Origin of the sequence: Virgibacillus profundi (assembly GCF_002287375.1) — a bacterium.
GTDB classification, from domain to species: Bacteria; Bacillota; Bacilli; order Bacillales; family Amphibacillaceae; genus Virgibacillus_K; species Virgibacillus_K profundi.
This window is the reverse complement of sequence record NZ_NPOA01000027.1, coordinates 1-15972: the sequence shown is the minus strand read 5'-3', so window position 1 is coordinate 15972 and position 15972 is coordinate 1. Positions and strand designations below refer to the sequence as shown.

Here is a 15972-nt window from a genome sequence, read left to right as displayed (position 1 = left end):
AAACGGTTGTAAACAATTCACGCGTTTCGTTCGGTAATATTTTTTCTACCTCTGCAAATGTAGCTATCTTCTCTGCAACTTCTTTTGTTGCTGTTACAGCTATTCCATTTACAATATAATAGGAATTGAAATCCTTCACATTCCCTTTTTCAAGCTCCTGCTCCAAATACTGCTTTACATTGGCCTGAGAAGTCAGAGATGTTGCTTTTAATTCTGATACCACAGCTGAACGCTGTATCAGTTCAGCTTTCTGAGCTGATACATTAGCGTTTGCTGAAGATGCTTTAGCCTCTTTAGCCACCTGCTGTGTATCAGCTTTCTCGTCAAATTTAATTAAAAATGTAACTTTTTCGTCATTTTTAAATTCATTTAGTAAACGATCACTTACTTTAGCTTCTGTTACTTCATTGGAATCGTTTAGAGAACGGTGTAAATTACTATTTGATTCTGCACTTGCGACCCCTGGCGCAATTAAAGAAAAAGTCATTAGAAATGAAGCTGCAATACTGAGTGCTCTAACCTGCCGCTTTTTCTTGTTCTTCAAATTACTTCCTCCCCTCAATTTTTAAAATGAATGCTACGGTCTTCAAATAGAAAAACATTGAAAATCTACCTCGACCCTCCTTTTCTTAAAACTGGACCCAACTCACAAAGATGTCGCATGCGAAATCTAAGTTGATAATGCAAGTGTAATAGAATACAAGCGGAGATTGTGTCGAACTATGTCGAATATCATCTGAATATTCCGAATTGATAGATCGGTCTTGTTTTTTCCAATTAAACTTCATAGTCTATCTACCCGATAGCGTGGATATACTTTGAAAAAATAAATTTAGAACGTTGAAATATAAGGGTTTATGGTGAATTATTAACAAAACAAAAATTTCTCTATTTTACCAAATAAACAAAAAATGAACGAATAGTCCTGAAAAACATCAATAAAAACAATTATGTTTTCCAATCAGAAGAAAGAAAGGACTTTTACACCTCTTTTTATTACAAATACTGATTATAAAATCACAGATTCTGATAAAAATTAACCTTCTTAAGACCTAAAATGTGAAACATTGTCATTTTCCTGAAAATTTATGCATACAAAAAATAAGTCGACAATCTATTTTCATAGGGTTGTCGACTTATTTCGTCATATTGGAAAAACTACTTGAATTAATCCTCCAGCGAATTTAAACTTTCATTTCCCGACATTTCAGCAATCATCGTTACAAGCAATTCAACCTCTTCATCAATATCCTTTAACCTTGCCGTTTCTACAGGTGAAAGCGAGTGCTATTTAGTATGAATCTCGACCGAGACGGAACTACTTATTCTATAATGAAGTTCTCCTTATTGCGTTGTTTTACAAACACCTATACGGAGTCCCTCTATCTCATTACTGCAATACGATAGGTTAGTTATATAAAGATTACATTAACTTAAATTTCCTTATTTCCCCAAACTCCTGTTCATCAAATCCGTTCGCAAAACTATTTTCCTTCCTTACTGCTTTCCCAAAATGATATTGATCCGCCCCGACAGTTTGATGAATCATTTTGATATTATTCCCGGATAAACCAGCACCAGGCAGTATCTGTGGACCTTCATATTTCTTAGACAGCTTTACCAACTTCTTAAGATTATATTTACCAGCCTCACAATCGGCTTCTCCCCCTGATGTTAAAATACGCCGCACATTTTGTTTGAATTCCAGTAATGTATGATATGCCTTTTCTTGAGAAGGTACTTCATCAAATGCACGGTGAAACGTGATATCTAATTTTGCTGAAATATTTATGATGTCTCGCAGTACTTCCTGGTTAATCATCTTATCCTTATTAAGTGCACCGAAAACAATACCAGTACCTCCAAGATCAAGTACCTTTTTGATATCGTCATAAATTGTATCTAAATCACTTTCTGTATATTCAAAGTGATAACTATGTGGTCGTATCATTATTTGTACTGGTATAGAAACACTGCCAAGCACCTGTTTAATTGTCCCGAAACTTGGAGTTAACCCACCTTCTTCTATAGCCGATACCAGTTCAAGTCTATCGGCACCTAGTCTTTCAGCTTCCATTGCTTCTTCTTTGTTTTGGACGATTACTTCGATAATCATAATAGCTCCCCCTAATTTTAGCCGTGCACTAAACTTCCATGCTCTAAAAACATCGTATCATCTTTTATTTTTATGTTAAGCCTAAATTTTTATATCATCAAATTCGAGCTGTAGCAAACAGGACATAAATAAAACGTCCATGTAACAATGGACGTTGTTTGGACACAAAATACATTAATGCCTATTTTCTGAGTATAGGGCAATATAGAAACATCAACTATTAGATTAAAGAAGTCTTCTAGATTAGTAATTTGAATATCATTGATGTCTCTTCACATTTACACACACTACTTTTTCCATCTAATTCCGATAACTCGCCCAACTTCTTTCGGGTTATCATCCAGTATATGTTTCTCGGCTAGTTACTCAATATAGTTATAAATCGTTTCCGGGAATGGAGCGGCCATCCCTTTTGACTTATCTATTCCCATAAGCATTTGTTCACTTGTTGCGGCACGTTTGCCATTTTCTCCGAATAATTCAAAAAACACATGGAATGCAACAAAGAACTATTCAGAAATTTTGACTATACAATTCAATGAGAGACAGTGCACCCCCAGATAAACAATTACAATTGTTCTTTTAATTCCCTGATTTCCTCAACATCCATATGCGTGACTTCCACTATAAGATCCATGTTCAAACCTTTTTTCAACATTTCTATTGCCACTTTCTTAACGCCAATTGCTTCTCCTTCTTTTTTCCCAATCTCTTTACCTTTCTCTTCATATGAAATCGGGATTTCCATAATCTTCTCTGCCACTGGTAATTTTTCAACTTCAGCCATTAACTGTTCCTCCTCTTCTTTTGTTAGCTTTAAATAGGTTTCAAAATAGCCATATATCAGACGCTGTTTCGCGGGATCCAGTTGCATTCTGGTAATCATAAGCAGGAATTCCTTCTTCACCTGTACCCGTTCTTCTTCCTTATACCCCATTTTACTCATCAGTGCGGCAGCTGCAGGATTGTCCGAACGAATATAATTGCGCCAGTTCTTTTTCTTTAAATGAAGTGTCATGTAGTTAAACGTAAGGACATGGAAAAAAGGAAATTCCACCGTATACTGATCCTTTTCCCATTTTTCATCATAAGTAAAAACAGCTATAGGGACAATCGGTTTCTGATACTTATTGTACAACATACTAAAATAATGATACATCCGTTCATGAAAAACATCTTGTTTGTAACTTTGTGGTTCAACATGAACAATAACTACAACTTCTGTATTTTTCAGTGTTGTCTCAATGTAATTGGTCATGTCCAGTGTAGGTAGATTTTGAGGAATCTTCCTTAATCAATAGCGTTATTGCTGCCATGGTATCACGTCCTTGGAGTTTTTGAGGAGAAAACTAAGGTGGAATATCTTTTTTTAATATAGCATGATTTTATATGAAGAGCAAAGATTTTAAATATTTGGATACGTTGTATAGGAACAGGGGGATTGTCTCTAATTTGAGTAAAACACCAGAAACCAAAGCATATAAATATCTGGTTTTCGGTGATCTCAATTTTTCTGCGGTTTTGGTTGAGTAGATTAAAGTTATTATGTGGTGTATGTAGTACAAGCTCCAAGATCCCGGTCCCTGCGCCCTATCAACCCAAAGCTTTATTATACTCCCCTGAGAAATCTCCCAAAAGGAAAAAGAGCCAGGGAAAAGTGTCAGTCCCCCACTTCTCTGAAGCGTTAATACATTACTTCGCTGGGGGGCAGGCACCATCTCCCTGAAAATTTAATTAAACGTATGGAAGAATCAAATCCCAAAAACATCAATTATATAGAAGGTAATGTTAGCTAAAAAATAACAACCGCCCGTATGTATACAGGCGGTTTCACTCTTATTTATGGCGTATCTTCTTTAATTAACCTTCCGATCCCAATGGCGATGTGCTGCAATCGCCCCAACAAATTTATTCACAAAATCATTATTATTTCCATCTACGACACCTGGAGTTCCGGTCATATTACTTTCTTCTAACCACCCAACCCCATCATGAGTGGCACCAATTGGTTTATAATGTTTAAATGCTTCTTTAACATAATAAGTAGTTTGTTTATGAAAAACGTTATTATCCAAGCTATCTCCGCCGCCTACAACGTAAATCGCATCATATAAAACTGGATCCGTTGTTGTAAATGTATGATCCACCATCAAATCGACATCATTGATGCCTGTAACGACACCTTGCTTTTCACTTATGATTTCATACACAATTCCCTCAGCGTTTAATCCATGCAAAATTTCCTTTACTTCCGCATCATTAAAACCATTGTTCAAAATCACACCTACTTTTCGGGTTGCAGGAGTTTTCATCGTATTTGCCTGGCTGAGTGCCGGGGAAGCTTTTGTTACGCTCGATCCTTCACCGGTTGGAGGAATTACACCAATATTATTTGCAACCTGTGTAGCTAATTCCAGATCAACATGTGCATACATTTCAACAACCTGCTGCCTGACATTCATGCTTTTCACACTTCCCACCTCAAAACTGAAAGCATCAATAATATGCTGTTGCTCATGGGGACTCATGCTATTCCAAAATAATTTCACCTGTGAAAAATGATCATTAAAGCTTTCACTTCTTTCCAGAATTTTGCTTCCTTCCACCTTCTCCTGGTAATGAGCATATCCCCCTTCTTTTTCAGGCGTAGTAGCTGGTGTATTCGCCGCGAGAGAATTGTTATGATAGGATACCTGTCCTTTATTAATCGTTTGACGATGAAAACCATCCCGTTGATTATTATGAAACGGGCATACCGGCTTATTAACTGGTATTTCATGAAAATTCGGCCCGCCCAGGCGAAGCAATTGTGTATCTATATAGGAAAATAAACGTCCCTGAAGCAATGGATCATTGGTAAAATCAATGCCGGGAACTACATGGCCCGGATGAAAGGCAACCTGCTCCGTTTCTGCAAAAAAATTATCGACATTGCGGTTTAGTGTCAGCTTTCCAATGATCTTGACAGGAACATCTTCCTCCGGCCAAATTTTGGTTGGGTCAAGGATATCGAAATCAAAGGCAAATTCATCCTTCTCCTCAATAATTTGTACACCAAATTCATATTCAGGAAAATCTCCCATTTCAATTGCATCATATAAATCCTGGCGATTATAGTCCGGCTTTTTTCCAGCTATTTTTTGAGCCTCATCCCATACAAGTGAATGAACACCAAGCTTAGGGATCCAATGAAATTTCACAAAATGTGCTTTCCCTTGATCATTCACAAATCGAAATGTATGAATACCAAACCCCTGCATCATCCGAAAACTTCTCGGAATAGCCCGATCTGACATTAACCACATAACCTGATGTGCAGACTCCTGATTGTTCGCAACAAAGTCCCAAAATGTATCATGTGCACCTGAAGCCTGAGGTATCTCGTTATGTGGCTCAGGCTTAATCGCATGGACAATATCAGGAAACTTGATCCCATCTTGAATAAAGAAGACTGGCATATTATTTGCCACTAAATCATAGTTTCCTTCTTCCGTATAAAACTTCGTTGCAAAACCGCGCACATCACGGACTGTATCCGCTGAACCACGAGATCCAACAACCGTTGAAAAACGGACAAATACAGGTGTCTTCACTTTTGGATCCTGCAAGAATTTTGCCTTAGTATATGCTTTCATTGATTCGTATAATTCAAATTCTCCATGCACCCCAAATCCACGGGCATGCACCACTCGCTCCGGAATTCTCTCATGATCAAAATGCGTTACCTTTTCCCGAAAATGAAAATCTTCCATCAGCGTCGGACCACGTTTCCCCGCCGTTAAAGATAGTTCATCATTTGAAACGGGCAGCCCTTGATTGGTTGTCATTTTCTTATTTGTATCGTCTACCTTAAATTGCTCAAGCTGCTCTTGTTTACTACTTCCATTGATTTTTGGCTTATCATCACTCATAACAGTTCCTCCCTTTTGACAGTTTGTGTTAGGTTTCCCGGAAGAGAGTTGGTTATGTGTGGGGAGTTGATTTAATTATTAAATCCTTATCCTTTAAAAAAAGGTGCAGTAATTAATAAGCATAAATATAAAATTTCAAAAGAAACATTAATAAATATTATACATAAAAGGGTACGATTACATTTAATGAGCTTATGAGTGAGGTTGTGTATAAATTTCCCAATAACTTTGACGGTTCTCTATCCTGGTATTTTACTGCGGTAAAGTTGGATTTAGAGGCGAGGGACATAATTAAACGTATGGAAGGATCAAGCCCCCAAAAACTTCAATTACTAGAAGGAAATGATTAGAGATTTAAATGAAGGTTTTTAAAAATAACCGCCCGTTTATGTACAGGCGGTTTTCAGGAGATTTTAAACCATCCCCTTCTCATGTCGTATATAAATGTTTCATGATCTTACGGTTTTTCTGTGCAAATAATTCGTTATGGGAAGACACCATCCCCCACGAATCTGCATCAGGAGTTATATGCTGTTTCGCCTTGTTCACCGCATTTGCAGCATCCTGGAATGCCCCAGCAATTAAGAGGAGTTTTCCGGAATGATGTAAGATATCACCAGCTGCATACAAGCCATCTATTGATGTCCCACTCATCGAGTTCCCCGCTATGCAATATTCATTTTCCATCTCAATTTTCAATTCGCTATTTTCCAGTAAATCTTTATCCCGTTCATATCCATGATTGATAATGACTTCATCTATGACCAGTTCTATTTTCTCCCCATCTTCACCGCGCTTCAGAACTACTGTATCTATTTTTTTATGATCAGGCGTCGGGATCAGGTTTTCTATCTCGGTATTGAAAAAGCATTCAACAGTACTGTTAAGTAGCCGACTTACTTCTGCTTCATGTCCATTCAGCATATCATTTCTATAAGTCAAGTAGACCTTCTTGGCAATAGGTTCCAGCTCGTTTGCCAAATCGATCGCCGTATTGCCACCGCCTGAAATCACAACTGTTTTCCCTTTGAAATGAGCGAATGATTTAACCGTGTAATGCAGATTGGTCGCTTCAAATTGATTAGCGCTTTCAATATTTAATTTGTTTGGCTTCAGAATACCGCCACCAACAGCAAGAATAACCGTTTTTGAATAATGCTTCTGACCAAGAGAGTTATGTAAGATGAAATGGTCGTTTTCATCTTTAGACAGGGATGTCACTTTTTGCCCAAGTACAACCTTAGGATCGAATGTTAAACCCTGCGTTACCAATTGCTCGATTAATTGAGTGCCTGTGACTGGTGTCAGTCCTCCCACATCCCAAATCATTTTCTCCGGATACACATGAACTTTTCCGCCGAGAGAAGGTTGAAAATCAATAATTTTTGTTTTCAACTCACGTAAACCGCTATAGAAGGAAGCAAACAATCCCGCAGGCCCACCACCGACAATTGTCACATCAAAAATTTGATCTGTATTCATATTACCGTCTCCTTATCTGAATTATAATTGTCTGGCGCTTGTACTGCCAGTGATGCTTCAGTAAATCATAATTGTTAACTACATGCAGTAAATGATAACGATTATCAATATCAATGGTTATTATACCATATGAATAATAATGTTCAACATCTACAAAATATCCATCTTGTAGCTTGCCACTAAATGGAATTGCGCCTTACTTCAGCCAAAATCCTACTCCTTTTTCATTGGATATTTAAACAAACTTTGTCAAGGAATAAACTTGATGAAATGTTAAATTTTTCTTGACAACTTATCAAAGTAATTATAAGGTTATGATAATGATAATCATTATCAATTATTAAAGGAGGGTAGACAAAAGCAAAATTATCTATCTGCTGCTAAATAGCACGAGAGAGGAAAGAAAAAATATCTTATATCCAAAACTACAAATTTTATTTGCGCTTACATAGTAAAGTTAGTCTGCTAAAAAAACACATTTTATGATAAGGAAGGATATATGAATGAAGACAAAACGAAATTTACCATTAAGAACATTATTAATTTCAGTGCTGCTTATGATAGTACTAGTTGGTTGTTCGAATCAGCAGCAATCAAGTTCAACAACTACTGAAGAGGAAAACGTAACATCACAAACGGATACGACTGCTTCTGAAGATGCAAACTCTGAATATCCGATTGTGATCGAGCATGCTTTTGGTGAATCTACAATACCAAGCAAGCCTGAACGGGTTGTTACAGTTCAATGGGGTAATCATGATGTTGCTCTTGCTCTTGGAGTTGTACCTGTAGGATTCTCGGCAGCGAACTTCGGCGTTCAGGATGACAGTGGACTTTTGCCTTGGACTGCTGAGAAACTCGAAGAACTCGGTGTAACGGATCCGAATGTTTTCCAGGATACGGATGGACTTGATTTTGAGGCTATTTCAGATGCGAATCCAGACGTCATCCTTGCAGCATACTCCGGTATAACCCAGGAAGACTACGATCTTCTTAGTCAAATTGCTCCAGTTGTGGCATATCCGACCGCTCCTTGGGCAACTACATGGCGTGAAACAGTTAGATTGAATGCAACCGGTATGGGCATGAAAGCAGAGGGAGAACAACTCATTAAAGACACCGAGGAAATGGTTAACGAGAAGCTAAATGAATACCCTCAAATTGAAGGAAAAAAAGTGGTTTGGGTCAACTTCTCGGCTGAAGACATGTCTAAATTGCATATTTATACACCTGTGGACTCTCGCGTTTCTTTCTTGTACGAGTTAGGGATGGTTTATCCTGAAAGTGTTACGGAACTAATTACGGATCCTGACAGTTATTCCTTGAATTTAAGCGCCGAGAATGCTGAGGCTCTTTTCGATGCTGATATAATAATCGGATATGGTAACGATGAATTGTTACAAACCCTTCAAGCTGATCCACTACTCGGTAAAATTCCCGCAATCGAGAGAGGTTCTGTTGCATTTATTGAGAGTGATACGCCTTTAGTAGCTGCTGGAACTCCAAATCCACTTTCGATATCTTATACTATCGATGAGTATCTGGAATTAATAGGGGGAGCTATTGACAAGGTGAATGAATAGTTCGGTGGTTTCAAAAGTAAAAATAAAACAGTTAAGCCCATATATTCCAAAGCATTTCGTGATAGTTTTGGTGATTAGTTTTGTCTTACTCATCGTGTGCGTATTTGCTTCCTTGGTGTTAGGTTCTCGAATGGTAGGATTAAATGCAGTATTGGACGGTTTATTTCACCAAGGCATAGATTCTTACGAAGCAAACATAGTTCGCAAACGGATTTCTCGAACAGTTTTCAGTTTGTTTTGCGGTGCGGCACTCGGAGTTTCGGGAGCGCTTATGCAAGCGGTCACTCGTAACCCGATTGCAGACCCGAGTATACTGGGTGTTAACACGGGGGCGTCATTGTTTGTTGTTTGTGGCATTGCATTTTTGAATATAAGTAGTGCAAATCAATATATATGGCTAGCTTTAGCCGGTGCTGCAATTACTGCAGCTTTCGTATTCGGAATTGGCTCTATGGGGCGTAGTGGTGCAACGCCCATTAAGCTTGTTTTAGCAGGTGCTGCAATAAGTGCCGCCCTTTCTTCGCTGGTCATTGCAATTATGATTCCACGCTCCCATGTCATGGACCAATTCAGGTTTTGGCAAGTAGGAAGCGTCGGTTCTGCAACCTGGGACGGTATTGCTACCTTCTCCCCTTTTCTAATTATCGGAATACTGATAGCTATTATTACTGCCCCAGCACTAAATGCGTTGGTATTGGGAGATGATGTTGCGACCGGACTGGGGGTTCGAACAGGAATACTGAGGCTTGTTGCTGCTTTTGGTGCTGTTCTTTTATGCGGTGCAGCTACAGCATTGGCAGGACCCATTGGCTTTGTCGGGCTTTTATCGACCCACGTTATGCGCCTTATTCTTGGCCCCGACCTCCGTTTTGTTATACCGATGTCAGCTATTTCCGGTGCAATCATTTTGAGTCTATCAGATATAAGTGGCAGGCTTCTCGGTAGCCCTGGAGAGCTTGAGGTTGGTGTTGTTACGGCATTTATAGGGGCACCATTGCTAATAATATTAGCAATGAGATTGAAAGTGAGTGCATTATGAAAAATGAATCTGTTACATTTATTATGGCGGGAAGACGACAAAGAAACCGCCGTTGGATACTAGTTACTAGCTTCCTGGCGGTACTTTCATGCATTCTTTGCTTTGCTATGCTTTTACTTGGGAACACCATTTATCCGGTTAAAGATATAATTCGGGCGCTTTCGGGAGAGCAAATTCAAGGTGTCTCTTTCGCGGTTAATACGATACGACTGCCGAGAATGTTGGCAGGTATTTTTGCTGGATTTGCTTTTGGCCTTGCTGGAGACATCTTCCAGACTATGTTGCGTAACCCCCTTGCGAACCCGAATGTACTTGGTATTACCACCGGTTCGAGTGCGGCGGCTGTTTTTTGCATCGTCATACTTCAATCAAGCGGTACTGTCATTTCCTTTGCATCGGTGATTGCTGGACTTGCTACAGTAATATTAATTTATATATTATCCAGGGGAAAGTCATTTTCAATCGGGCGATTAATCCTTATTGGTATAGCCGTACAGGCAATGCTTAATGCCGTAATATCTTATCTTCTACTGGTTAGCGCTGAACAAAATATTCCAGCAGCGCTTAGATGGCTCAGCGGTAGCCTAAATGGTTCACAAATGCATGAGCTACCGCCACTTATAATATCAGTCTTTATCTTTGCACCTATCGTTGTGGTACTAGGAAAACATCTAAGTATTTTGGAACTCGGAGAGCAGTCTGCTACTTCGCTCGGAGTGAGTACAGACAAGACAAGAATGATGCTTATTTTGAGTTCCGTCTGCATGATTTCTCTTGCTACATCTACAACGGGTCCAATTGCCTTTGTTTCCTTCCTTTCGGGACCAATTGCAAAAAGACTAGTCGGGGTTGGCTTCTCAAATCTATTCCCGGCGGGTCTTGTTGGTGTTAATTTAGTTTTGGCAGCAGATTTAATTGGGCAATTTGCCTTTGTGGTCAGATATCCTGTGGGTATCATAACGGGAATAATCGGAGCACCATATCTGATTTACTTGCTAATTCGAATGAATCGAAAGGGAGAATTATAATGAAACCGACACATACCTTTCAAGCCGAACAAATAGTAGCCGGCTATGATAATAAAAAGGTTATCCAAGGAGTAAGCCTTGTTATTCCCAGTAATAAAATAAGCGTTATTATTGGAGCAAACGCCTCTGGAAAGTCTACGCTTCTTAAAACGCTCGCAAGACTATTAAAGCCTACATCTGGCAAAATCACGCTTGATGGAAAGCCAATCAAAAAAATTCCGCCAAAACAATTGGCTCGAGTTTTGGGACTGCTACCGCAATCTCCAATTGTTCCAGAGGGAATTTCTGTCGCAGATTTGGTTGGACGGGGAAGGTTTCCACACCAATCATTGCTTAGTGGGTGGTCAAAAAAGGATTATGAGGCAGTTGCTGAAGCTATGAGAATTATGGATATAACTGAACTTGCAAATCATAATATTGACGAACTTTCAGGCGGTCAAAGGCAGCGCGTTTGGATTGCAATGACTCTGGCGCAACAAACTGATATTTTATTTCTCGATGAACCGACAACCTTTTTAGATATTACATATCAAGTCGAAATTCTTGATTTACTCACAGACCTTAACCGAAAATACGGAACTACAATTGTAATGGTTCTTCATGACATAAACTTGTCTGCACGTTACGCAGACAACATTCTCGCGCTTCATAATGGAAAACTTATGGCTGAAGGTGAGCCTTCAAAGGTTATTACAAACACATTGATTAAGAACATATTCGGGCTAGAGTGCATAGTGGTAAAGGATCCGATATCAGGCTCTCCTTCTGTGGTACCAATTGGACGATATCATGTTAATAATGAATGTACTCCTTAAAATTTACAAATAGGTTGGCATGCAGTAAGAAATAGGCATATACTTTCTTTACTGCAAAAAAATGACTCCAAATTTTGAACTGCTAATTTAGAGTCATTTTTTGATATAAACTATAAACTGAAGCTTTTGGGCACTTCGTACATTAACTGGATAGGATCTAACAATAGGCTCATTCTTTAGATTCACCTATCTCTACTGTCCTTGTTAATTAGGCTTTTAAACGATATTTCAAATTGTGGTCTTTCAATGTTTTGTCTTTTCCAAACAAAAAGTGTTTCTCCATGTCAGGGGAGTACTTAGAATTTATCGTTTCAACCCCGGCTGCTTCAGCAACTGCACGTAACATTGCAGGTGAGGCTCCACAACAAAGTCCAATATAATTTATTCCAATGTCTTTGGCTTCCTTTGCCCATTTAGCTAACTCGTAACGATTATGATATAGTGGGTCTAAAGCAGTCGGAAAAGTAGTTTCTAAAGGCAAATGACAGCTGCATCCACCATCAGGTAGATTGAAAAATGTAGGATTTTCTTTTGTTGTGCGATAAGGAATTGGTAAACCACCTACATAGCCATCCACATTTTTTCTTATCTTAGCAAGATATGGCTGCATTGTATCAGGACCTCGGAAACAATTCATTCCTACAACCAACGCGCCTTTTTCAGAAAGTATTTTACACGATTCTTCTACCGTGTACCCATCTCTTAAAACATTTTCACCCATTAATCCTAAAGTGATTACAGCTGGTAACCCTTGCTTCCTGATTTCTTCCAATGCCACTACTGCTTCTTCATGGTAATAAAACGTTTCTCCATTAATATAATCGACGCCTTCTTGCTTACACCATCCTGCCATTTCAGAAAACATGTTTCTGACCCTTTCCTTTGATTCAGGGTCTTCTGGATCAAAAATATTTGTATTCGATATATTTCCTGCTACCAATGCCTCTTCATAGGGATGTTCCTTTGCGACCTCCTTTGCTAATCGTATTGCATTTCTGTTCAAAGGTTCTAACAAATCTTCCTTACCAATGATGCGCATTTTTTCTCTGTGGGCATTGTATGTAAAAGCCAACACCACATCCGATCCTGCATTCATGTAATCACGGTACGTTTGTTTGAGTGCTTCAGGATTATCCAATGCTACCTCTGGTACAAAGGATCCAGCTTGCAAATACCCCCGACGTTCTAATTCAAATAAATAACCTTCTCCAGCAATAACTGGTCCGTCTTTCAGTCTTTCTTCTAAACTACGTTTCATACGATTTCCTCCCTTTTAAGATTTTTGCGCAATACAATCAACAATGCATTTATCTTCAATACTTTTCAGTTCACCATTCCGAAAGGCTTCCTTCTGCAAATGAAGCACATGCTTTTTAAATTTTTTCAGGATGCAAAAAAACTTCCTACTTTATCAAAACGAAATGGTGTAACTGTTCTTTTCACCGCTTTTACTTCAACTCCCAACTAAACTTCTCATTACTTAAATTTGATGTAAAGTAAGTGTAGCATGGGGTGGTCAATATAGGGTAACACCTAAAATCGATCTCTTGCCATAGCTTTAGACTATGGTAGATTAGCTTGCTCTTCCGCAATGGTCTCTTTTAAATATTCAATATAAATATCAGCCAACGTACTATTTCTTACATCTTTATGCGTAATATATCCAACCGTAATCCGTTCATCCACCTTCAAAGGAACCGCAACAATGTCGTCACCGTTTAATTCACTACTAATGACACCCGTTGAAATCGTATAGCCATTTAATCCAATAAGTAAGTTGAATAAAGTGGCTCGATCACTAACGCGAATGTTTTTTGGTCTGGAAAGTGTACTTAAAATCTCCTCAGAAAAGTAAAAGGAATTGTAATCGCCTTGTTCATAAGTGAGATATGGAAATGGAAGCAAATCAGATAATGTCACATAATCCTGCTTCACAAGCGGGTTGCTTGAACTAATAAAGACATGAGGTTTCGCAACGAACAGCTCATTAAACATTAAATCTCCTTCTCTAAGAAACTTATGAATAACTTTTTTATTAAACTCATTAACATATAAAACTCCAATTTCACTGCGCAGGTTTTTCACATCATCAATAATTTCATATGTTTTTGTTTCCCGTAAAGTGAACTCATATTCCTCCCGATCATACGCTTTATGCAGCCGTACAAAGGCACTCACCACAAAAGCATAATGCTGGGCTGATACGGAGAAATGTTGCTGTGGTAATTGCGTGTTGGAATAGCGATTTTCAAGAAGCTCTGCCTGTTCCACCACCTGCCTTGCATAACCTAAAAACTCCGAACCTTCAAGCGTAATCATAATTCCCTTATTGGTACGTGAAAAAATCGTTATACCGATTTCCTTCTCTAATTCTTTTAATGCGTTTGAAAGGCTTGGCTGACTAATAAACAAACTTTGTGCCGCTTTACTAATCGAACGACTTCTTGCCACTTGAATCACGTATTTTAATTGTTGTAATGTCATCCCATATCCCTCTTCTTTCTATTATCTATTATTCTGAATTATACACTTTTCCTCCCATAATGATGCTTTTGTAAATTTCATCAATTTTTATCATATTAAAAAGAGCTTGGCTTTCCATCAAGCTCTTCCGTCCTATATAACTTGAGACAAAATAGCATCTATGTATTAACGGGACAAGCTCCCTCTCCCCGTGTCCCCCAATGATTAAAAAAGTACAACATTAAAACAGCCATTGGTATGTTTCGCTTCCAATGGCTGTTTGCTTTATCTCATTACTTTATCAGGGAATTCAGTGTTAGGTTATTCACTATAATTGTTCTTTCAATTCCTTAATTTCCTCAATATCCATATGCGTGACTTCCACTATAAGATCCATGTTCAAACCTTTTTTCAACATTTCTATTGCTACTTTCTTAACGCCAATTGCTTCTCCAATCTCTTTACCCTTCTCTTCATACGAAATCGGAATTTCCATAATCTTCTCTGCTTCCGGTAATTTTTCAACTTCAGCCATTAACTGTTCCTCCTCTTCTTTTGTTAGCTTTAAATAGGTTTCGAAGTAGCCATCAGGATCCAGTTGCATTCGTGTAATCATAAGCAGGAACTCCTTCTTCACCTGCACCCGTTCTTCCTTCTTATATCCCATTTTACTCATCAGTGCGGCAGCTGTTGGATCTACTCAGGTGAAAATATGTATCATATTTAGGAAAAGGGATTAAAGAAAAAATTCCTTTATCCCTTTTTACTAATAACTCTATACAATTCGATGAGGGACAGAGTACCCCAGATAAACAACTATAATTGTTCTTTCAATTCCTTGATTTCCTCAATATCCATATGCGTGACTTCCACTATAAGATCCATGTTCAAACCTTTTTTCAACATTTCTATTGCCACTTCTTTTCTCCCAATCTCTTTACCTTTCTCTTCATATGAAATCGGGATTTCCTTAATCTTCTCTGCCTCTGGTAATTTTTCAACTTCAGCCATTAACTGTTCCTCCTCTTCTTTTGTTAGCTTTAAATAGGTTTCGAAATAGCCATATATCAGACGCTGTTTCGCAGGATCCAGTTGCATTCTGGTAATCATAAGTAGGAATTCCTTCTTCACCTGTACCCGTTCTTCTTTCTTGTATCCCATTTTACTCATCAGTGCTGCGGCAGCGGGATTGTCCGAACGAATATAATCACGCCAATTCTTTTTCTTTAAATGAAGTGTCATATAGTTGAATGTGAGAACATGGAAAAAAGGAAATTTCATCGTATACTGATTCTTTTCCCATTTTTCATCGTAAGTAAAAACAGCTATAGGGACAATCGGTTTTTGATATTTATTATACAACATACTAAAATAATGATACATCCGCTCATGAAAATCATCTTGTTTATAACTTTGTGGTTCAACATGAACGATGACTATCACATCTGTTCCTTTAAGCGTGGTCTCTATTACAATATCAAGTCTGCGATTCTTGCCTTTCAGCACATTCGTATATACTTCTTCAGACAGTGGCT

General features: G+C 38.4%; 14 protein-coding genes. 5 read left to right on the top strand and 9 right to left on the bottom strand.

Going from position 1 to position 15972, the window contains the following annotated elements:
- The 4 genes from CIL05_RS21220 to CIL05_RS21195 form a co-directional block, all read right to left on the bottom strand.
- Positions 1-544: protease inhibitor I9 family protein (locus CIL05_RS21220; protein WP_439144855.1), on the bottom strand; the 544-nt coding region annotated here is incomplete at its 3' end.
- Between the two features lie 879 nt (positions 545-1423).
- The gene (locus CIL05_RS21210) at positions 1424-2116 is read right to left on the bottom strand and encodes a copper homeostasis protein CutC (RefSeq protein WP_095657529.1); all 693 of its coding nucleotides are present in this window, start codon (positions 2114-2116) and stop codon (positions 1424-1426) included.
- Between the two features lie 568 nt (positions 2117-2684).
- Positions 2685-3374 carry an RpnC/YadD family protein gene (locus tag CIL05_RS21200; RefSeq protein ID WP_095657528.1) on the bottom strand — a complete coding sequence of 230 codons (690 nt, stop codon included), beginning with the start codon at positions 3372-3374 and terminating at the stop codon, positions 2685-2687.
- Positions 3375-3972: 598 nt separating this feature from the next.
- The gene (locus tag CIL05_RS21195; protein ID WP_095657527.1) at positions 3973-6027 is read right to left on the bottom strand and encodes a catalase; all 2055 of its coding nucleotides are present in this window, start codon (positions 6025-6027) and stop codon (positions 3973-3975) included.
- Positions 6028-6203: 176 nt separating this feature from the next.
- Here CIL05_RS21195 and CIL05_RS23045 point away from each other — a divergent pair, with 176 nt between their 5' ends.
- Positions 6204-6377: a DUF6958 family protein gene (locus tag CIL05_RS23045; protein WP_439144856.1), complete on the top strand. Its 174-nt coding sequence runs from the start codon at positions 6204-6206 to the stop codon at positions 6375-6377.
- A 79-nt stretch (positions 6378-6456) separates the two neighbouring features.
- On the opposite strand, the gene CIL05_RS21190 is transcribed toward CIL05_RS23045, so the two are convergent.
- Positions 6457-7509 (bottom strand): NAD(P)/FAD-dependent oxidoreductase, encoded by a 1053-nt coding sequence (locus tag CIL05_RS21190; RefSeq protein WP_095657526.1) that lies wholly within the window; start codon positions 7507-7509, stop codon positions 6457-6459.
- 503 nt (positions 7510-8012) lie between these two features.
- Between CIL05_RS21190 and CIL05_RS21185 the strand changes: the two genes are divergently transcribed.
- Genes CIL05_RS21185 through CIL05_RS21170 form a run of 4 tightly spaced genes read left to right on the top strand, consistent with a single transcriptional unit; the run spans position 8013 to position 11974 of the window.
- On the top strand, positions 8013-9092 hold the full coding sequence (locus CIL05_RS21185; RefSeq protein WP_095657525.1) for an iron-siderophore ABC transporter substrate-binding protein: 1080 nt from the start codon (positions 8013-8015) through the stop codon (positions 9090-9092).
- Complete coding sequence (locus tag CIL05_RS21180) at positions 9085-10131, top strand: FecCD family ABC transporter permease (RefSeq protein ID WP_095657524.1); 1047 nt, start codon at positions 9085-9087, stop codon at positions 10129-10131. The genes CIL05_RS21185 and CIL05_RS21180 overlap by 8 nt, the downstream gene beginning before the upstream one ends.
- Positions 10128-11159 carry a FecCD family ABC transporter permease gene (locus CIL05_RS21175; RefSeq protein WP_095657523.1) on the top strand — a complete coding sequence of 344 codons (1032 nt, stop codon included), beginning with the start codon at positions 10128-10130 and terminating at the stop codon, positions 11157-11159. The genes CIL05_RS21180 and CIL05_RS21175 overlap by 4 nt, the downstream gene beginning before the upstream one ends.
- A complete protein-coding gene (locus CIL05_RS21170; protein WP_095657522.1) occupies positions 11159-11974 on the top strand; it encodes an ABC transporter ATP-binding protein in 816 nt (271 codons plus the stop codon). The genes CIL05_RS21175 and CIL05_RS21170 overlap by 1 nt, the downstream gene beginning before the upstream one ends.
- A 208-nt stretch (positions 11975-12182) precedes the next feature.
- Here CIL05_RS21170 and CIL05_RS21165 read toward each other — a convergent pair whose 3' ends face one another.
- The 4 genes from CIL05_RS21165 to CIL05_RS21150 all read right to left on the bottom strand — a co-directional run.
- On the bottom strand, positions 12183-13232 hold the full coding sequence (locus tag CIL05_RS21165; protein WP_095657521.1) for a homocysteine S-methyltransferase family protein: 1050 nt from the start codon (positions 13230-13232) through the stop codon (positions 12183-12185).
- A 305-nt stretch (positions 13233-13537) separates the two neighbouring features.
- Positions 13538-14458, bottom strand: a complete 921-nt coding sequence (locus CIL05_RS21160; RefSeq protein ID WP_095657520.1) for a LysR family transcriptional regulator — start codon at positions 14456-14458, stop codon at positions 13538-13540.
- A gap of 307 nt (positions 14459-14765) precedes the next feature.
- A complete protein-coding gene (locus CIL05_RS21155; RefSeq protein ID WP_206207824.1) occupies positions 14766-15053 on the bottom strand; it encodes a transposase in 288 nt (95 codons plus the stop codon).
- Positions 15054-15253: 200 nt separating this feature from the next.
- Positions 15254-15972 (bottom strand): RpnC/YadD family protein (locus CIL05_RS21150; RefSeq protein ID WP_338066960.1); only part of this gene is annotated, 719 nt, incomplete at its 5' end.